Genomic DNA, 16,979 nt, shown 5'->3' on the forward strand with positions numbered 1-16,979 from the left:
CCCATGAATAACCGCCGATTCGCAAGAACCGCAGGCTGGCTGGCCTTGCCGTGCCTGGTCGCGGCAGGCCTGCTGGCCTGGTATGTGACCCGCCAGCCCGCCTCGCCCTTCGAGCAGGAACAGGCCGCGGCGGCCAGCTTCGATCCCGCCCTGGTGAGCCGCGGCGAATATGTCGCCCGGGTCAGCGACTGCGTGGCCTGCCACAGCCTGCCGGGTAAGGCGCCCTTCGCCGGCGGCCTGGAGATGGCCACGCCGCTGGGGGCCATCCACGCCACCAACGTCACCCCCGACCGGGACACCGGCATCGGCGCCTACAGCCTGGCCGACTTCGACCGCGCCGTGCGCCAGGGCGTCGCGCCGGGCGGTCGGCGGCTCTACCCGGCCATGCCCTACCCGTCCTACGTCAAGCTCAGCGACGATGACATGCGCGCGCTGTACGCGTTCTTCATGAAAGGCGTGCAACCGGCCAGCCAGCCGAATGTCCCCAGCGATATTCCCTGGCCGCTCAACATGCGCTGGCCCATCGCGCTGTGGAACGGCCTGTTCGCCCCGACCACGCCCTATGCGGCCAAGCCCGCCGAGGACGCGCTGTGGAACCGCGGCGCCTACATCGTCCAGGGGCCGGGCCACTGCGGCAGTTGCCACACCCCGCGTGGCCTGGCATTCAACGAGAAGGCCCTGGACGAGTCCGGCGCGCCGTTCCTCGCCGGCGCCCTGCTCGACGGCTGGTACGCGCCGAGCCTGCGCCAGGACGCCAACAGCGGCTTGGGGCGCTGGAGCGAGCCGCAGATCGTGCAGTTCCTCAAGACCGGGCGCAACAAGCATGCGGTGGTCTACGGCTCGATGACCGAGGCGTTCAACAACTCCACCCAGTTCATGGCCGACGAGGACCTGGCCGCGATCGCCCGCTACCTCAAGTCGCTGCCCGGCGATCCGCAGCGCGACGGCACGCCCTGGCAGTACCAGGCCGTGTCCGCCGCCCGTCTGGACAGCCCCGGAGCCCACACCTACGTGACCCGCTGCGCCTCCTGCCACGGCCTGGACGGCCAGGGCCAGGCCGAGTGGATGCCGCCTTTGGCGGGAGCCACTTCAGCCCTGGCCAAGGAGAACGCATCGGCGATCAACATCACCCTCAACGGCTCGCAGCGCGTGGTCGCCGCCGGCGTGCCGGATGCCTACCGCATGCCGGCCTTTCGCGAGCAGTTGTCGGATCGGGAAATCGCCGAGGTCCTGACCTTCGTGCGCGGCACCTGGGGCAACCAGGGAGGCGCGGTCGATGCGCAAGCGGTCGGCAAGCTGCGCGGGCATACCGACCCGGCCAGCAGCAGCCCGATCGTCCTGCACATGCGCTGAAAGCGGGGGCTTGCAGGCGATCCCTCTCCACCAGGACCGGGTTTGCCAGCAGCCCCTTGCATGAACAACAGAGGCCCCCATGGAAAGCATCGATCTACTGGTCCTGAGTACCGCCCATGACTGGCTCCAGGCCGGCCATCGCGTCCTGCTCGCCACCGTGGCCCGCACCTGGGGCTCCTCGCCCCGCCCCGTGGGTTCGATGATGGCCCTGCGCGGCGATGGTCGGGTGGTCGGCAGCGTCTCGGGAGGCTGTATCGAGGACGACCTGATCCACCGCTACACCAGCGCCTACAGTGGCAACGCCCTGCCGGACGGTCCGCCGCAGGTGGTGCGCTACGGCATCAGCGCCGACGAGGCCCACCGTTTTGGCCTGCCCTGTGGCGGCACCCTGGAACTGATCCTCGAATTCACCCCATCGAGGCCCGCCCTCGGACAACTGCTGGCGCAGCTCAACGCCGGCAAGCTGGTGCGCCGCAGCCTGGACCTGGGCACCGGCCAGGTGACCCTGGCCACCAGCACGGCGCCGGAACAGTTCTTATTCGATGGCCAGCAGATGGTCAACACCCTGGGCCCCGGCTACCGCCTGCTGCTGATCGGGGCCGGCGCGCTGGCCGAATACCTGGCGACCATGGCGCTGTTCAACGGCTTCCGGGTCGCGGTCTGCGATCCCCGGCCGGAATATATCGGCGGCTGGAACGTGGCGGGCGTGGAGCAGTTGCTCGGCATGCCGGACGATGTGGTCCGGGCCTTCGCCCCGGACCTGCGCAGTTGCATCGTCGCCGTCAGCCATGACCCCAAGCTCGACGACCTGGCCCTGCTCGAGGCACTGCACAGCCCGGCCTTCTACATCGGCGCGATCGGTTCGCGGCGCAACAGCCAGCTGCGCCGCGAACGCCTGATCGAGCACTTCGGCGAGAGCGAAGCCTCGCTCCAGCGCCTGCACGGCCCGATCGGGATCTACATCGGCAGCAAGACGCCCGCCGAGATTGCGGTGAGCGTCATGGCCGAGATCCTCGCCGCCAAGAACAGTGTCGCCCTGCCCCGCGCCGTCGACGTTTCAAGCGCCAAGCAGGCCCGCGAGCAAGAGGCGTCCGTGGCCTGATCCCAGGGATTCCTTGAACCTACTCGTTAGCCATGTTTGACCAGGTTGAGCGCCGGCAAAGGCCCTCCGGGAAACTGCGCCAGTTGCCCTTGCTGCAAGTCACCCAAGTCGACGCCATGGAACCCCAATTGCCTGATCAGCTCGATGACCTGTTGCTTGGCGTCCGCATGCTCGCCAGAGATGAACAACACGCGCTTGCCCCCTTCGGCGTTCGGGGTGGCCAGCAGATGCGACGGTAGATGGTTGAATGCCTTGACCACACGCGCCCCGGGCAGCCTGTGCGCCACGACCTGGGTCGAAGGTTTGCCTCCCAGGTCAAAGGGGGTGAACAGCGGCGCCTCAATCGGATTGTTGGTATCCACCACAACCCGTCCTTCCCATGGCCCCAGGCCAACAAGTGCCGATGGGATCTTCGACCAGTTCACCGCCAGGAAGACCAGGTCTGCCAAGGCAGCTTGTGCAGTCGTAACGGCTCGAGCCTTGGGCCCCAGATCGGCGATCAACGACGCAAGGCTTTCGGGGCCACGGCTATTGGCGATGCTGACTTCCAGGCCGGCCTGCGTCAGTAACCTGGCGATGGCACTGCCAATGGCCCCGGCACCAATGATGCTTATGCTCATGACGGGCTCCTCAGGCGGTAAAGCCGCCATCGATCAGCAACTCGGCACCCGTGACGAAACTGGCCTCGGGGCTGGCCAGATAGGCCACTGCGCTGGCGATGTCCTGGCCTTCTCCGTAACGTCCCACGGCGATATTGGGACGGACGAAGTCGGCCACCGGACCATCGGCGGGGTTCATGTCGCTATCGGTCGGCCCGGGGTGAACGGTATTCACAGTAATACCGCGTGGTCCCAGGTCTCGCACCAGGCCTCGGCTGAAGCCCGCCACGGCCCCCTTGGTCAGGGTGTAGGCGCAGGCTGTGGCGAAAGCGGCGTACTGCACCATCGAGCTGCCGATATGAATGATCCGCCCACCCTGCCCCATATGCTTGAGCGCCTCCTGGGTGGCCACAAAGACACCGGTGACATTCACCGCAAGGATGCGCTGGAAGTCTTCGAAAGCAATGTCTTCAGGAGCCCCCAGGACACTGATACCGGCGTTGTTGACCAGGATATCGACCTTGCCGAATAACGTGGCGACTTGCTGCACGGCTGCGCGTACAGCCTCGGGGTTTCCAGCGTCGGCAGCCAACGCGACAGCTCGACCGCCGGCGGAGGCGATCTCCTCGACCAGGGCCGCGGCACGGTCTGGCGAGGCGTTGTAAGTGATGGCGACAGAGGCGCCGTCTGCGGCCAGGCGTTTGGCAATGGCCGCCCCAATGCTGCGTGAGCCGCCGGTGACGATGGCGATCTTGCCAGAGAGAGGAAGAATTGCAGGGTTCATGGCGTGAGCCTCAGGTGGTGGTTGGTGAGGCTATGAAACGCTTTTCTTTTTTCATCAAGTAGTAGGGAGTGGCTAGAATCACTTTCAACGTTTACTTGAAGGTATCGATCATGGAGACCCTGGCCAATCTGCAATCCTTTGTTCGCAGCGCAGAGGCAGGCAGTTTCTCTGCCGCCGCACGGCGCCTGGGTATCACGCCCGCTGCAGTGAGCAGGAATGTCGCCCAACTGGAGGCCAACCTGGGGGTACGGCTGTTTCAACGCAGTACGCGCCGACTGGCCCTGACCGAGGCTGGGGAGCGCTTTCTCGGCAATCTCGAGGGTGGGCTGGAGACTGTCCAGGCTGCGATTGCCGATGTGACCCGTCACGCCGGAGAACCGGCTGGAGTGCTGCGTATTTCCGCGGCACCCGCTTTTGGCCGTGACTACCTGCTGCCGTTGATGCCGCAGTTCATGAAGCGATATCCGGCCGTGGTTCCTGAGTGGCACTTCGACAATCGCCAGGTGGAACTTATCGCCGATGGATTTGACGTTGCCATCGGAGGTGGGATCGAACTTTCGCCCGGAGTGGTCGCCAGGGATCTGGCGCCGGCGCATCTGGTTCTCGTAGCCGCGCCGGACTACCTGTCCAGGCACCCTCTTGTACGTCGTCCTGAGCAGTTGAATGACCTCGAGCATCTGGCCATGCGCTCGCTACAAAGCGGCAAGGTCCGCAGTTGGACACTTCAAGGCCCCAAGGAGCAGCGGGCGGCACTGGAATTGCGCCCACGGTTGTTGGTCAACGACCCTCAAGCACTTTGCCAGAGCGCTCTCATGGGATTGGGGGTCGCGCTGCTGGCGATTCCCGATGTGCTTGGCCCGCTGGAAAGTGGCGCCCTTGAACGGATACTGCCGGGCTGGCATGTCGACGCGGGGCCTATCTCACTGTACTTCGCTGGCCAGAAGCTGCTGCCGGCCAAGACGCGTGTCTTCGTAGACCTGCTGGTGAATCATGCCCGCGAGCAGCAATGGGCGAAGCGCTTCGATGCCAACTGAATATGCCTGCACTGGCCTTCAACACAGATCGCTGCAATCTCGCGCTTCAGAAACCGCGGGTATTCTTCGGTCGATCGCGCACACCCTGTTACTGAAGTTTGATTTTGATCAAACTCTCCATTGCCTTGCTGGCTAGACTGAAAACCAATACGACGCCATCAGTCGAGGTTGTACTTCATGTCCTGGTTCCGCCGTCATCGCCAACGCCTGTTGCACCTCACCCTCGTGGTGTGGGTGTTAGCCATGGGCGTGATGGCCATCCAGGGTTGCCTGGTGCAACCGAATCACGAGATAGCCGCGCCACATTATGCCGAGCAGCAGGTGGCGGATGATCATGCCCTCCACGCCAGTGGTTGCCTGCAAAGCTGTGAGGACACTGTCACGGCGATAAAACCTGCATTGCAGCATCCAGCATTGGACGCCCTCCAGTGGGCCGCCCTCTTGCTGTTAACTGCGGCAGTCATACTGGTGCTCGATCCCGTGAAGGATTTCTCCTTTGCCGCCCTTGCACTGAAGCGCCCTGCCCCGCCGAAAGAACCGGCCCGCCTGGCTTTCGTCCGCTTCAACGATTAGCCCCCCTGTTTTCAAACTGGCAGAGCACGGGTCGCTCCGTTCTGCTGCGCCGCTTTTCGTGCCTCTGTCATTCCTGCTTATTCCCCCACGAACTCAGGAGTTCATCATGCATAAACATTCAACATTCGTCCTGGCTGCCGTCTTGGCTGGCGGAGCACTCATGGCCTCTGCCGAGGACGCGCATCACCCGGCCGATGCTCCAGGCGGAGCAATCCAGAGCACGGCACCGGCGCCAACGGCCATGACTGGCGCCATGACCGAGCAGATGGAGAAAATGCAGGCTGCCCATGACAAGGCCGCGGCGGCTAAAACGCCTGCCGAGCGCCAGGCCGCCCTGCAGGAAGGCATGAAAGCGCTGAAGAACGGCATGGCCATGATGAGCAAGGAGCAGAGCTCCATGGGGTGCATGGGGATGTCCGGAGCCAAGGACGGCGCAGGCAAAGGCATGATGGACATGATGATGCAGATGATGGAGCAACAGTCGTCGATGATGGATATGCCAATGAAGAAATGAACCTGATGTGTGTCGCCAAGAATCCGGCAAGGCGAAGTCACTGGCCGAGCCGACACTGACTGCCCACTTGTGCAGCTGTTCATGCCCCACGCCACGGCGATCATCAGTAAAGGCATGAACGGCAAACACACCTGGCAAGTGAGGAGCGCCAACCATGAATCATGCTGAACCGGCCTACGGCCTCTGGTCGCTGGTCATTATCAATTCATTAGTGTTCATCTTGTTCGCCTTCAGCTTCACCCGGCCCAGGACGAACCGCGATTGGCGCTCCTTTGGCATGTTCTCGGCGTTCCTGGTGGCGCTGTTTAGCGAAATGTACGGGTTTCCGCTGACGATCTACCTGCTGATGCCCTGGCTCACGCGCAACTTCCCTGGCATCGACTTCCTTTCGCACGATGCCGGGCATTTGCTGGAAATGGTCATGGGCTGGAAGGTCAATCCGCACTGGGGGCCATTCCACATTCTCAGCAACTTGCTGATCGCCGGCGGCTTCTGGTTATTGGCGGCCGCCTGGCGCGTGCTCTACACGGCCCAAAGTACCGGGCAACTGGCCCTCGACGGGCCCTATGCGCGGATCCGTCACCCGCAGTACGTCGGCTTCGTGCTGATCATGTTCGGCTTTCTGTTGCAGTGGCCTACCTTGATCACCCTGGTGATGTTTCCAATCCTCCTGGTGGTCTACGCCAGGCTGGCGAAGCGGGAAGAACAGGAGATGCTTGCGCATTTCGGCGATACCTACCGCACTTACTCGCAACAGACGCCGGCATTCCTGCCCTGGACAACCCCTCACAGCCCCCCTACTGGTGCCCCTCCGGGCCCAGGAGAACAGTCATGAACGCTCCCTGGAAAACCGGCATTTCTCTGGCCCTGACCATGGCCATTTCCTACACCCTTTGTGCGCTGCTCTATGCGCTGTGGCCGGCGCAGGGTGTCGCTTTTCTCAGTGCCTTGTTCCATGGCCTCGACTTTGCTCGCCTCCAGGCGCCACGGGACTACAGCGTGACGACGTTCGTCGGGCCGCTGCTGGTCTTGAGTGCGTGGGGCGCAATCGTCGGCACCGTGTTCGCGTGGCTGTCCAACAAGCTCCATGGCCGGCCCTGATAACCGCTTCGAGCAGGAGGCCGCGATGAACCCGTCACACATGCAGCACAGCCACCATCGGCAGGCGCTCGCGTCAGAAACCATGGCGAAGGATCCGATCTGCGGAATGATGGTGGACAAGACCACAGCCTTGTCACGAGAACGTGGCGGGCGCCGCTATTACTTTTGCAGCGATACCTGCCTGCGCACCTTCGAGTCGCCAGAACGTGAACTGAAGGCGATGAAAACCCGGGTCACTATCGCCCTGACCGGGGTTCTGGCCTTGGCGCTGCTGCGTGCAGGCGCCTTCATTGCACTGGCGGCGGGCGCCACGCTGCTGACGTGGGTGCCGATCCCGGCGCTCCCCTGGTTCACATGGGGCATCTGGCTATTCCTGCTGGTCACACCGGTGCAGTTCATCGGTGGCTGGAGTTTCTACAAGGGGGCGTGGAACGCCGTTCGCACCCGTAACATCAACATGGATTTTCTGATCGCCCTCGGCACCTCAGTCGCCTATTTCTACAGCGTCGTGGTGTTGTTCTTCCCGGACGTCCTGCCAGTCAAGGTGGCCGAGCGCGACGTCTATTTCGAGGTGTCGGCGGTCATCATCGCCTTCGTGCTGCTGGGCAGGTACATGGAGGAGATCATCAAGAAGAAGTCCTCTGCCGCGGTACGGCGCTTGCTCGATCTCAAACCGGCGATCGCCCATGTGATGCGTGACGGGCAAGAAGTCGACCTGCCTGCCGAGAGCGTCATGGCCGGCGAGTTGCTGATAGTCAAGCCAGGCGAAAAAATCCCTACCGATGGCGACGTGAGTGAAGGCCAGTCCACGGTGGATGAGTCCATGCTGACCGGCGAGTCGATGCCCGTCGACAAGCACCCGGGCAGTCCGCTGATCGGAGGCACGCTCAATGGCAGCGGGGTATTGCGTTTCAAGGCGAGCAGGATCGGTGCCGACACCGCGCTGGCGCAGATTATCAAGATGGTCGAGGAGGCGCAGGCCAGCACGGCACAGATCCAGCGGCTGGCCGATCAGGTCACCGCCTACTTCGTGCCCGCAGTGCTGGCAGTCGCGATGCTGGCCCTGATCGGCTGGTCCCTTGCGGGAAACTTTGCCCAGGGATTATTGGCCTTTATCGCGGTTCTGATCATTTCCTGCCCCTGCGCGCTGGGCGTGGCGACGCCGGCCGCATTAATGGTCGGTGTGGGCAAGGGGGCCGATAACGGCATCCTTATCCGCGGCGGCGAAGTCTTGGAGCGGGCAGAAAAACTGCGGACGGTGGTGTTCGACAAAACCGGCACCATTACCCGAGGCGAACCGAATGTAACCGAAGTCATCACGCTGGGGACCGCACAGGAAAACGAGGTCTTGATGCTCGCCGCCGCCGTGGAGTCCGGTTCGGAACATCCACTCGGCGCAGCGATAGTGCGCGCCGCCCGGCATCGTGGCATCCGCTTGCCGCAAGCCACCGGCATCCAGGGGATCGCCGGCCACGGCATCGAAGGCCGTGTCGACAATCAACACATCTGGCTGGGCAACCGGCGATTGTGCGCCCGCCAAGGCATTTCGACCGAAGCGGCCGAAGAGCACCTCATCCGCCTGGAAGCCGATGGCAAGACCTCCATGCTGGTCGGTGCCGATGAACGCCTGCTCGGGGTGATTGCCGTGGCCGATACCATCAAGCCCGAAGCGGCTGAAGCCGTTGCGGCATTGCAGGCAAGCGGCATCAAGGTCGTGCTACTGAGTGGCGATAACCACCGTACCGCCGAAGCGGTCGCGCGCCAGGTCGGCATCGAGCGGGTGATCGCCGAGGTCTTGCCGGATGACAAGGCCGCCGTGATCCGTCAATTGCAAAGCGATGGGCAGGTCGTGGCCATGGTTGGCGATGGTGTCAACGATGCGCCGGCCCTGGCCACCGCCGACATCGGCATCGCCATCGGCTCGGGTTCGGATGTCGCCAAGGAAACCGGCGGCATCATCTTGCTCAAGAACGATGTGCGTGACGTGGTCACGGCGATCAAGCTGTCGCGCGCGACCATGGTCAAGATTAAACAGAACCTGTTCTGGGCGTTCATCTACAACAGCGTCGGCATTCCCATCGCAGCCTTTGGCCTGCTCAATCCCATCATCGCTGCCGCCGCCATGGCACTCAGCTCGTTGTCGGTGATTGCCAACTCCGCGCTGCTCAAACGTGCCCGTATTGGCTTGAGCCAGGAGCCCGGATCATGAAGCGCGAAGTTCTTGCAATCTGCCTCCTGGTGAGTGGTGTGGGTCCAGAGGTCTTGCGTCATAACCATCCCTCCAGCTCCCTCAGGAGTGCTGTCATGAATCAACATAACGTGCCCCAGCATCGCGCAAGAGGTATCAACGGGTACTTTTTAGGCTTCCTTGCCATCGTCGGTTATTTCCTGTTCACCGAGCACAGGGCCCATGTCGTGCCGTATCTGCCATTCCTGCTGCTCCTGGCCTGCCCCCTGATGCATGTCTTCATGCATCGTGGGCATGGGCATGGGCATGGCAGGCATGGACACGCTGACAGGGCTGAACATGGCAGTGGCTGTGGCCATCACCCCGGCGACGCTGGCAATGACCAGGAACATACGGGCCTACCCGATGGCAACAGGAAGTACCCCGACCGCCCTGCATGACGGATTCGTCGTACCTGCGCAATGCAACGAAGCTCATCGAGCTTCGGTTGGCGTCGTGGGCCCTGGCTGCATTAAAAGCGACGAATCTCCAACGTCGCCCGCAGCCCGCCAGCGTGGCTATTCTCCAGCCTGATCTGCCCGCCCAGGCGCGCTGCAATGGCCTGCACTATGGTCAGCCCCAACCCTGCTCCCTGAGCGTTTCCGCGGCTATAGAAACGTTCGAAGAGCCGCTCGCGTTCAGCCTCATCGATTCCCGGCCCCTGGTCTTCGACGGACAGTTCGTAGTGATCCTGTTGCTTCGCCAGTCGCACCCTGATCAGCCCGTGGGGCGGCGAAAAGTTTGCCGCGTTGGTCACCAGGTTGTTCAGGGCGATATCGATGGCGGCCGCGTTGACCCTGACCCGGCCGATGTCTTCGTCGACATCGAAAGCCAGTTCGAGCCCCTGGTCCAACAACCAGGGCGTCAGCTGGACCAGGCTGTCGCGAACCGTCGCCGCCAGATCGATGCTGGGGGCCGCCGGAGTGTCCGTTTGCGGCTCGATACGAGCCATCGTCAGCAACTGATTGACCAGCCGGGTGGTGCGGTCCACGCCGGCAATCAAATGCTCGAGCGATTCACGGCGATCCTCCTCGCTCCCCTCCTCCATCAGGTTCTGCGCATGCACCCTGAGCACCGCCAATGGCGTGCGCATTTCATGGGCGGCGTCAGCGATAAAACGCCGTTCACGGCCCATGACTTCCTGGATCTGTGCCAGCACCCGGTTGAGTGCCGCCTGCATGGGCTCAAGCTCGGTGGGCAGTGGCATCAACTGCAACGGTTCGAGAGAGCCGGGATGCCTCGCGCGCAGCGTCGCCGCCATATCCTCCAGCGGTTTCAAGCCCCAGCCGATTGCCAGCCAGATCACCGCGGCGAGCATCAGGGCGCCAAGCAGATTAGGGACAACGGTGTGACGAACAATCCGATCCACCAGGTCGGCACGCACATCGTCCCGCTCACCGACCCATATCTTCAGGCCGTATTGCGTGTCATCCAGGGTGAATGCCCGCCATTTATGGCTACTTGGATCGGTCACGTCACTGAAGCCGGGCGCGGCCGACGCCGCGGCAAAGGCCGGCGCGCTCAAGGTGTGGACCAACAGCTCGCCCTGGGCGTTCCAGACCTGGAACGCGATCTTGCTTTCATAGGGGTGGCCATCGACTTTGGGGGCTGCCTGGCCCAGCGCCTGGTTGAACGCCTGATACAGCTCGGCGTGCTCCTTGCTGGCCATCGGCATGCGCATGATCCCTTGCAGCAGGCGAGCGTTCTGCGCCAGCTGGGCGTCGTAGACCTCGTCTATTTCATGATTGCTGTCGTGCAGATTGAGCACGGTCATGATCAGCAGGCCAAGGAACAACAGCCCGAGGATCAACCTCAGGGTACGGCGCCTGATGGAGGTCATGGGCGCCCTTCCACCAGGTAACCGACGCCCCGGACGGTCCGGATCAGATGGCTGGAGAACTTCTTGCGCAGGTGGTGGATATGCACTTCCAGGGTGTTGCTTTCCGCCTCCTCGCTCCAGCCGTAGAGCAACTGCATCAGGTGGTCGCGGGTGATCACGCGGCCAGGCGGCGACAACAGTTCGTGGAGCAGTTGGTATTCCTTGGGGGTCAGGGCCACCGGCTCGCCCAGATAGCTGACTTGCTGGGTGCCGGGGTTCAGGCTGATGCCTGCATGCTCGATCAGCATCTGGGCACGGCCGGCGCTGCGCCGCAGCAAGGCGCGCAGGCGCGCCTTGAGTTCAGCCAGGTCGAAGGGCTTGATCAGGTAGTCGTCGGCCCCGGCGTCGAGCCCGGCGATACGGTCTTCCGTGGCATCCCGGGCGGTGAGGATCAGCACCGGGAGGTTGCAGCCACTGTCACGCAAGCGCCGCAGCACATCCAGGCCGTCCATGCGCGGCAGGCCGAGGTCGAGCACGGCCAGGTCAAAGGTTTCGCTGAGCAGCGAATGCAGGGCGCTGCTCCCATCCTGCAGCCAGTCGACGGTGTAGCCCTCGCGTTCCAGGGCATGCTGGATCCCCTCGCCGAGGGCCACGTCATCCTCAATCAGTAGTAAGCGCACATGGACTCCTGTCAGTTGAGTTTCTTGTTCACGTCCACCAGCAGTGCCTCGATTTCCTTGCGGCGCCCGGCGTCGGCGGTTTCCCGGCCGGGCCTCGGGGCTGCCCGCAGGGCCTTTTGCAGCGCGTCCCGGGCTTCGCCGTAGCGTTTTTGACGGTAGAGATGATCGCCCCAGAAGTACAGACTGTCGATGCCGTTCGGGTTCACCTGCAAGGCCTGCTTGAGTAACTGCTCGGCTTTTTCCGCGTCACCGAAGCCGATGGGCCAGCCCGGCACCCGGTCGTACAGTGCGGCCAGGCTCGTGTAGGCCGAGCCTTGCAGGGCCTGGGGGTCCAGGGTCATGGCTTTTTCCAGGTAGCCCTTCGCCGCCTTGGCCTTGCTCAGCGCGCCGAGACCGCCCTGGGCGCCGGCCCAGCTGCTGGTGACGATGCCGGACCAGATCCAGGCTTCGGCCAGCGATTGACGCTCCTGGGTGAACGCGGAGGTCTGGCTGGCCAGTTGTTCGAACGCGGCGCTGCGCTGCTCTTCCGGGAGTTCGTATTGAATCTGTGCCCAGCGTTGCTGGATACCGTTCAGGCGTTGCTGGTCAGCGGGCTCCAGCGCCCAGACGCTCTGGCCCAAGGCCCCCAGCAGCAGACCAATGATGAGTTTTTTCATGGTTTGAGATGCTCGTTATCAGGTTTCTGGCTCAGGCGACGGATCAACGGCAGCTGCTTGCGCAGGCCGCGGTCCACCAGATTGGGCAGCAGGCTGTTGAGGCGCATGAAAAAGCGCTCCGGCCAGCCCAGGTACAGGTCACGGCGGTCACCGGCGATGGCGTGGATCACCGCCGAGGCGACGGTCTGCGGATCGTCGACATTGGACTTGAGGGCGTCATTCAAGGCCTGGGCCGCCGGGCTGTTCATGCTGGTGTGGGTAGCACGTGGCGCGACATACAGAACACCGACCCGGGTGTCTGCCAGCTCCCGGCGCAGGGCTTCGGAAAACCCGCGCAAGGCAAACTTGGTGGCGCAGTAAACGGCATAACCGGGGTAGCCAATGGAACCGTAGGTCGAGCCGACGTTCACCACCATCGCGCTCTCGGCTTGCTTGAGCAGTGGCAGCAAGGTCTTGGTCAGGCAGACCGGCGCGCCGATGTTCACCGCCAGCATCGCATTGATGTCGCTGTCATCGAGCTGTTCGAGCATGGCGAAGTGATTGACCCCGGCGGCATTGATCAGCAGGTTGATGCCGCCCATGGCCTGCGCGGCAGTCAGCACTTTGCGCCGGTCGGCGAGGAAGGTCAGGTCCGCCGCCACCCAGCACAACTGGCCGGGATAACGGGCGAGCAAAGGCTCCAGGGGGTCGCGCCGGCGCGCCACCGCCAGGACCTTGGCGCCACTGGCGCACAGGGCGCCGGCGATCGCCAGGCCAATGCCGCCGCTGGCCCCGGTGAGTACTACGCGAGCGTCAGACAGGCGCATGCAGCGCCTCCCCGCCGCGGGGCAAGCCGCGGAACATGTCGGTGTAAAGCCTGTAGACCACCTTGGACGCATGAATGACCGCAGCCTGGTCGGCCGGATCATCGAGGGTGTTCATCAGCCGGCGGTAAGTCTGCATGTGCTCGACATCCAGCGAGCCATGGGAGCTGAGGTAGCTGAAGGCCGTTTCCGGCAAGCCCAGGCGCTGGCGAATGCTGCCAGCGGCATGGGTGGCCAGGGCAATGCTGGTGCCCTCGAGCACATTGACCATGCCGAACAGCCCCACCGGATTGTCCCGGGCGATCAGGTCGTAGAGAAAGCTGACCATCAATTCGATTGGCAAGGAGGGACGACCGTTGCGCACCTCGTCCCTGTCGCCGCCGCAGGCCTCGATGTCATCGAGCACCCATTGTTCATGGCCGTATTCCTCCTCGATGTACTCGCACACCGCTTTGCGCAGCCACTCCAGGCGCAGCGGCAGGCGTGCACCGCAGGCCATCATCAAGGGCACGGTGTGACGCACGTGGTAATAGGCTTGCGCCAGGAAAGCCCGGTAGCTGTCCAGGCTGACCTGGCCCTGCAGGGCATCAAGAATGATCGGCAGGTTGAACAGCTCGTTACGTTCCTGGTGGGTAGCTTCTTGCAGGCGGTCAAAAAAACTCATGATGCGGATTCCTCGCAAGGTAGGGATTCGGTCAGTTGCGCCCGGTAACGCTCGACGATGGCGTCGCGACGCGGCCGGCCATTGGCGGTCAGCAGGCCATTGGCAAAGGTGAAGGGTTGATCCAGCCGGGCCCAGTGGTGGACCTGGGCGTAATCGGGCAAGGCCTCGTTGGCCTCGGTCACGGCGGCGGCCAGTTCATCGTCGCTGCAGTCCGGGCGATGGGGCCAGAGCAGCGCATGGTTGCGCGGCATGGCTTCGCCATAGACGAACGCCTGGGCGATATGGCGGCGCTGGGTCAATTCGGCCTCGACCCATTCCGGGTTCACGTTGCGCCCGAAACTGGTGACGAACTGATGCTTCTTGCGCCCCTTGAGGTAAAGAAAGCCATCGGGGTCGAACTCGCCGAGATCGCCGCTGGGCCACCATTGATCGGTGTGCGGCGGTTCGCCCAGGTAGCCGAGCAAGGTCGCCCCCTTGATCAGCACTTCGCCGTCTTCGCCCAGGCGGACCTGCACATGGGGCAGCGGCTGGCCGACACTGCCGGGGCGGTTCGCCTCCGGCCGGTTAAGGCAGACCACCGATGCGCATTCGGACAGGCCATAACCTTCATAGACCGGCAGGCCGACGCGTTGCGCACGCTGCAGCAGCGCTGCAGAAACCCGTGCCCCGCCCACCGCGGCAAAACGCAGCGTGCCGGGGTTGAAGGCTTTGTGTTCGGCGGCGCCGACCAGCACCTGCAACAGCTGCGGCACCAGGATCAGGCTCTGCGGTGCACGGCTGGCCAGGCAACCGAGCAGGCGCGGCACATCAACGCCACTGGCACCCTGGATGCCCAGGGTTTTCTGGCTGGGCAGGCTCAGGGGCACGCCGGCATACAAGGCGGCATAACAGCCGAGGTTTTCCAACAGGATCGCCAGCGGCAGAAGCGCAAGGTGGTGCTGCGGATCCGCCGGTTTGCTGGCCTGATCCAGCTCGCGAGCCACCCGCAGAATGCTCTCGGCGCTCAGGCACACGCCTTTGGGAGTGCCGGTGGTGCCCGAGGTGAAGGTCAGTTTGGCGGTGCCTTCGAACATCCGGCGCGGGCCACTGAAGGTGCGACGCCAGAAGGTTGCGGCCTGCTCGTAGCCGGCCGTTTCCAGCTCGGCGTCCAGTTCCGGTTCGGCAATCACCCAGCCTGCCTGGCTCTGTTCCAGGCAATGGGCGCGCTGGGCCGGGCTGAAGAACGGCGGCAATAGCACGCACGTCAGGCCTTCGAACAGCACGGCCAGGTCCCAGAGCATGGCTTCGACGCCATTGTCCAGGGCCAGGGCAACCACCTTGGCGCCTTCGTCGCGCAAACGCTGCTGGCGCTGCATCACTTGTGCGTACAGCGTGGCGTAGTCCAGCTTCAGGTGATCGCCCCACAAGGCAATGGCATTGGGCCTGTGCTCGGCATGGTCACGCAGAACCTGCTTGAAGCGCTCCCTTTCAGGCGACATGGCTGACCTCTGCAAAAGACGACGGCAACCCGAGGCGATCGAACATCCCGATGTTGCGTAGATGAATGAAACCGGCGCGAATGTTGCCAACGTGCACCCAAGGCTTGCTCTCGTAATAGCTGCCCCAGCTGTGTCGCTCATCGCCCAGCCGCTGTGGGTCGGCGGCACAGAGGGTCACGGGTTTCAGGCCCAGGCGATGAAAGCTGTTCACCAGCCCGATGTTGCCGGTGAACGCCACCCATTCCAGGTCCCCCATGGCCAGCAGGTAGGTCATGGCGATGATGCTCAGCCGTGCACTGCCCGTATCGCTGGCGGCCAGGTTGCCGACCTCGACGATGCCCGCCCGGTCCACGGCGCGATCAGCTGCTGCGCTGATCAGCGGCTCGATCGGATCGTCCAGATAGCGCTCCAGGAACAGTTGCTCGTGGATTGCCAGGCGCACGCCGGCCACGGCACAGAGTTCACCCGATGCGTTGTTGCGCATGCCAAACAGCTGCGGCATGAAATGACGGATGTCGGCACCGTGGGCCTTGCGGAAACGGCGCTGGATAAAGGCTTCGAGGAGCGGACGCTGAGGCTCGCCCGGCAAGGCCCTGGCAAGGCACATCGGCGGCGCTTCGGCTTGGCCGAAGTGCAGAGGCAGAGGGATGTGCCAGTCGTGATCGGGCATGGATGGATGCCTCCCTGGTTAAGTTCGGGAGGAGTATCGGTGGTGTTTCTTAACGGAATCTGAAGGTGGCGAAACGATCCGGCAGGACGGCTGGGGCGACGAAATGCTTTCCGGCTTCTGACCTAAATCAAACACGAACCGGGCATTTACGCAGAAATTGACACTTAGCGTTCGCAACCTGCCCTTTACCCAAGAGGAGTAGTGAAAAATGAGCAGTTCCGTGAAAAAAATGCCAGTGACCAGCGAAGACAAGGCCCGTCAGCCATCGCTGACGACAGACCTCTGGCGGCCCCTGGAAAAACTGCGGCAGCAGGTCGATCACCTGTTCGAAGATTTCAATCGCGGCTCCGGCCTGTCTCCCTTCAGCCGCGGGCTGTTCGATGTCGAGCCGCTCTGGCGGCGTGAGCTGATCGGCCATGGCCTGCCCGCCGTGGACATTACCGAGAAAGACAAGAGCTTCGAGATCTCCGCCGAACTGCCGGGCATGGATCAGAAGAACATCGAGCTCAAGCTGTCCAACGGCTGCCTGATCATCAAGGGAGAAAAGAAAGAGGACAAGGAAGAGAAAAGAAAAGGCTATCACCTCAGCGAGCGTCACTACGGCTCCTTCGAGCGGGTGTTCAACCTGCCCAAAGGTGTCGACGCCGATAAGATCGAAGCCAGTTTCAGCAAAGGCGTGCTGAGCATCTCGCTACCGAAAAAGCCCGAAGCCATGAAGGCCGAGAAAGTCGTGCCGATCAAAGCCGATTGAGTCCGGACCAGCCTGCCCCTTGCCGGGAACCCGGCATGGGGCTTTTTGTTGTCAACGCCATGGATAAGAGGACTAGTCGATACAGGCGAGTTCGTCCCGAGCGTCAACCAGCGGCAGTTGGAACAAGTTGCAGAACTCGTTTGAGTTCGGTCAGCGAACGGGCATCGAGCG

Annotated in this window: 19 protein-coding genes; 10 read left to right on the forward strand and 9 right to left on the reverse strand. The window is 63.2% G+C overall.

The window, feature by feature from the left end; genetic code table 11:
- Nucleotides 1–3: 3 nt before the first annotated feature.
- Nucleotides 4–1,353, forward strand: coding sequence for a cytochrome c (locus tag DK261_RS28525; protein ID WP_028683980.1), 1,350 nt, complete (start codon nucleotides 4–6; stop codon nucleotides 1,351–1,353).
- Nucleotides 1,354–1,432: 79 nt separating this feature from the next.
- Nucleotides 1,433–2,455: an XdhC family protein gene (locus DK261_RS28530; RefSeq protein WP_110177155.1), complete on the forward strand. Its 1,023-nt coding sequence runs from the start codon at nucleotides 1,433–1,435 to the stop codon at nucleotides 2,453–2,455.
- A gap of 26 nt (nucleotides 2,456–2,481) precedes the next feature.
- Here the strand turns inward: DK261_RS28530 and DK261_RS28535 are convergent, their stop codons facing one another.
- The gene (locus tag DK261_RS28535) at nucleotides 2,482–3,075 is read right to left on the reverse strand and encodes an NADPH-dependent F420 reductase (protein ID WP_110177157.1); all 594 of its coding nucleotides are present in this window, start codon (nucleotides 3,073–3,075) and stop codon (nucleotides 2,482–2,484) included.
- A gap of 10 nt (nucleotides 3,076–3,085) precedes the next feature.
- Nucleotides 3,086–3,838 carry a 3-oxoacyl-ACP reductase family protein gene (locus DK261_RS28540; protein WP_009049026.1) on the reverse strand — a complete coding sequence of 251 codons (753 nt, stop codon included), beginning with the start codon at nucleotides 3,836–3,838 and terminating at the stop codon, nucleotides 3,086–3,088.
- 110 nt (nucleotides 3,839–3,948) lie between these two features.
- Here DK261_RS28540 and DK261_RS28545 point away from each other — a divergent pair, with 110 nt between their 5' ends.
- The 7 genes from DK261_RS28545 (at nucleotide 3,949) to DK261_RS28575 (ending at nucleotide 9,688) form a co-directional block, all read left to right on the forward strand.
- Nucleotides 3,949–4,872 carry a LysR family transcriptional regulator gene (locus DK261_RS28545; RefSeq protein ID WP_009049025.1) on the forward strand — a complete coding sequence of 308 codons (924 nt, stop codon included), beginning with the start codon at nucleotides 3,949–3,951 and terminating at the stop codon, nucleotides 4,870–4,872.
- 177 nt (nucleotides 4,873–5,049) lie between these two features.
- Nucleotides 5,050–5,445 (forward strand): hypothetical protein, encoded by a 396-nt coding sequence (locus DK261_RS28550; RefSeq protein ID WP_028683978.1) that lies wholly within the window; start codon nucleotides 5,050–5,052, stop codon nucleotides 5,443–5,445.
- 106 nt (nucleotides 5,446–5,551) lie between these two features.
- Nucleotides 5,552–5,959 carry a hypothetical protein gene (locus tag DK261_RS28555; RefSeq protein ID WP_028683977.1) on the forward strand — a complete coding sequence of 136 codons (408 nt, stop codon included), beginning with the start codon at nucleotides 5,552–5,554 and terminating at the stop codon, nucleotides 5,957–5,959.
- A 154-nt stretch (nucleotides 5,960–6,113) separates the two neighbouring features.
- Entirely contained in the window at nucleotides 6,114–6,794 is a 681-nt protein-coding gene (locus DK261_RS28560; RefSeq protein WP_009049022.1) for an isoprenylcysteine carboxylmethyltransferase family protein, read from the forward strand.
- Complete coding sequence (locus DK261_RS28565) at nucleotides 6,791–7,060, forward strand: DUF5676 family membrane protein (protein ID WP_009049021.1); 270 nt, start codon at nucleotides 6,791–6,793, stop codon at nucleotides 7,058–7,060. The genes DK261_RS28560 and DK261_RS28565 overlap by 4 nt, the downstream gene beginning before the upstream one ends.
- A gap of 25 nt (nucleotides 7,061–7,085) precedes the next feature.
- Nucleotides 7,086–9,269 (forward strand): heavy metal translocating P-type ATPase, encoded by a 2,184-nt coding sequence (locus DK261_RS28570; protein ID WP_009049020.1) that lies wholly within the window; start codon nucleotides 7,086–7,088, stop codon nucleotides 9,267–9,269.
- A 95-nt stretch (nucleotides 9,270–9,364) separates the two neighbouring features.
- The gene (locus DK261_RS28575; protein WP_080577948.1) at nucleotides 9,365–9,688 is read left to right on the forward strand and encodes a DUF2933 domain-containing protein; all 324 of its coding nucleotides are present in this window, start codon (nucleotides 9,365–9,367) and stop codon (nucleotides 9,686–9,688) included.
- Between the two features lie 71 nt (nucleotides 9,689–9,759).
- Here the strand turns inward: DK261_RS28575 and DK261_RS28580 are convergent, their stop codons facing one another.
- The 7 genes from DK261_RS28580 to DK261_RS28610 are packed head-to-tail and all read right to left on the reverse strand — an operon-like array spanning nucleotide 9,760 to nucleotide 16,057.
- Nucleotides 9,760–11,127, reverse strand: a complete 1,368-nt coding sequence (locus DK261_RS28580; protein WP_009049019.1) for a HAMP domain-containing sensor histidine kinase — start codon at nucleotides 11,125–11,127, stop codon at nucleotides 9,760–9,762.
- Nucleotides 11,124–11,786, reverse strand: a complete 663-nt coding sequence (locus tag DK261_RS28585; protein ID WP_009049018.1) for a response regulator — start codon at nucleotides 11,784–11,786, stop codon at nucleotides 11,124–11,126. Before DK261_RS28585 ends, DK261_RS28580 begins: the two co-directional genes overlap by 4 nt.
- 11 nt (nucleotides 11,787–11,797) lie before the next feature.
- Nucleotides 11,798–12,442 carry a tetratricopeptide repeat protein gene (locus tag DK261_RS28590; protein ID WP_016702983.1) on the reverse strand — a complete coding sequence of 215 codons (645 nt, stop codon included), beginning with the start codon at nucleotides 12,440–12,442 and terminating at the stop codon, nucleotides 11,798–11,800.
- Nucleotides 12,439–13,248 carry an SDR family oxidoreductase gene (locus DK261_RS28595; RefSeq protein WP_009049016.1) on the reverse strand — a complete coding sequence of 270 codons (810 nt, stop codon included), beginning with the start codon at nucleotides 13,246–13,248 and terminating at the stop codon, nucleotides 12,439–12,441. The genes DK261_RS28590 and DK261_RS28595 overlap by 4 nt, the downstream gene beginning before the upstream one ends.
- A complete protein-coding gene (locus DK261_RS28600) occupies nucleotides 13,235–13,909 on the reverse strand; it encodes a TenA family transcriptional regulator (RefSeq protein WP_009049015.1) in 675 nt (224 codons plus the stop codon). Before DK261_RS28600 ends, DK261_RS28595 begins: the two co-directional genes overlap by 14 nt.
- A complete protein-coding gene (locus DK261_RS28605) occupies nucleotides 13,906–15,387 on the reverse strand; it encodes an AMP-binding protein (protein WP_110177158.1) in 1,482 nt (493 codons plus the stop codon). The genes DK261_RS28600 and DK261_RS28605 overlap by 4 nt, the downstream gene beginning before the upstream one ends.
- Complete coding sequence (locus DK261_RS28610; RefSeq protein WP_110177160.1) at nucleotides 15,377–16,057, reverse strand: thermostable hemolysin; 681 nt, start codon at nucleotides 16,055–16,057, stop codon at nucleotides 15,377–15,379. The genes DK261_RS28605 and DK261_RS28610 overlap by 11 nt, the downstream gene beginning before the upstream one ends.
- A 208-nt stretch (nucleotides 16,058–16,265) precedes the next feature.
- Between DK261_RS28610 and DK261_RS28615 the strand changes: the two genes are divergently transcribed.
- A complete protein-coding gene (locus tag DK261_RS28615; RefSeq protein WP_016702980.1) occupies nucleotides 16,266–16,808 on the forward strand; it encodes an Hsp20/alpha crystallin family protein in 543 nt (180 codons plus the stop codon).
- Nucleotides 16,809–16,979 lie beyond the last annotated feature (171 nt).

Origin of the sequence: Pseudomonas sp. RW409 (assembly GCF_003184125.1) — a bacterium.
Classification (GTDB): Bacteria; Pseudomonadota; Gammaproteobacteria; order Pseudomonadales; family Pseudomonadaceae; genus Aquipseudomonas; species Aquipseudomonas chlororaphis_I.

Coding starts and splice junctions, on each gene's coding strand:
- DK261_RS28595 (WP_009049016.1), bottom strand. CDS start 13,248: ATGCGCCTGTCTGACGCTCGCGTAGTACTCACCGGGGCCAGCGGCGGC.
- DK261_RS28555 (WP_028683977.1), top strand. CDS start 5,552: ATGCATAAACATTCAACATTCGTCCTGGCTGCCGTCTTGGCTGGCGGA.
- DK261_RS28610 (WP_110177160.1), bottom strand. CDS start 16,057: ATGCCCGATCACGACTGGCACATCCCTCTGCCTCTGCACTTCGGCCAA.
- DK261_RS28525 (WP_028683980.1), top strand. CDS start 4: ATGAATAACCGCCGATTCGCAAGAACCGCAGGCTGGCTGGCCTTGCCG.
- DK261_RS28550 (WP_028683978.1), top strand. CDS start 5,050: ATGTCCTGGTTCCGCCGTCATCGCCAACGCCTGTTGCACCTCACCCTC.
- DK261_RS28615 (WP_016702980.1), top strand. CDS start 16,266: ATGAGCAGTTCCGTGAAAAAAATGCCAGTGACCAGCGAAGACAAGGCC.
- DK261_RS28570 (WP_009049020.1), top strand. CDS start 7,086: ATGAACCCGTCACACATGCAGCACAGCCACCATCGGCAGGCGCTCGCG.
- DK261_RS28560 (WP_009049022.1), top strand. CDS start 6,114: ATGAATCATGCTGAACCGGCCTACGGCCTCTGGTCGCTGGTCATTATC.
- DK261_RS28535 (WP_110177157.1), bottom strand. CDS start 3,075: ATGAGCATAAGCATCATTGGTGCCGGGGCCATTGGCAGTGCCATCGCC.
- DK261_RS28530 (WP_110177155.1), top strand. CDS start 1,433: ATGGAAAGCATCGATCTACTGGTCCTGAGTACCGCCCATGACTGGCTC.
- DK261_RS28540 (WP_009049026.1), bottom strand. CDS start 3,838: ATGAACCCTGCAATTCTTCCTCTCTCTGGCAAGATCGCCATCGTCACC.
- DK261_RS28545 (WP_009049025.1), top strand. CDS start 3,949: ATGGAGACCCTGGCCAATCTGCAATCCTTTGTTCGCAGCGCAGAGGCA.
- DK261_RS28575 (WP_080577948.1), top strand. CDS start 9,365: ATGAATCAACATAACGTGCCCCAGCATCGCGCAAGAGGTATCAACGGG.
- DK261_RS28600 (WP_009049015.1), bottom strand. CDS start 13,909: ATGAGTTTTTTTGACCGCCTGCAAGAAGCTACCCACCAGGAACGTAAC.
- DK261_RS28580 (WP_009049019.1), bottom strand. CDS start 11,127: ATGACCTCCATCAGGCGCCGTACCCTGAGGTTGATCCTCGGGCTGTTG.
- DK261_RS28565 (WP_009049021.1), top strand. CDS start 6,791: ATGAACGCTCCCTGGAAAACCGGCATTTCTCTGGCCCTGACCATGGCC.
- DK261_RS28590 (WP_016702983.1), bottom strand. CDS start 12,442: ATGAAAAAACTCATCATTGGTCTGCTGCTGGGGGCCTTGGGCCAGAGC.
- DK261_RS28605 (WP_110177158.1), bottom strand. CDS start 15,387: ATGTCGCCTGAAAGGGAGCGCTTCAAGCAGGTTCTGCGTGACCATGCC.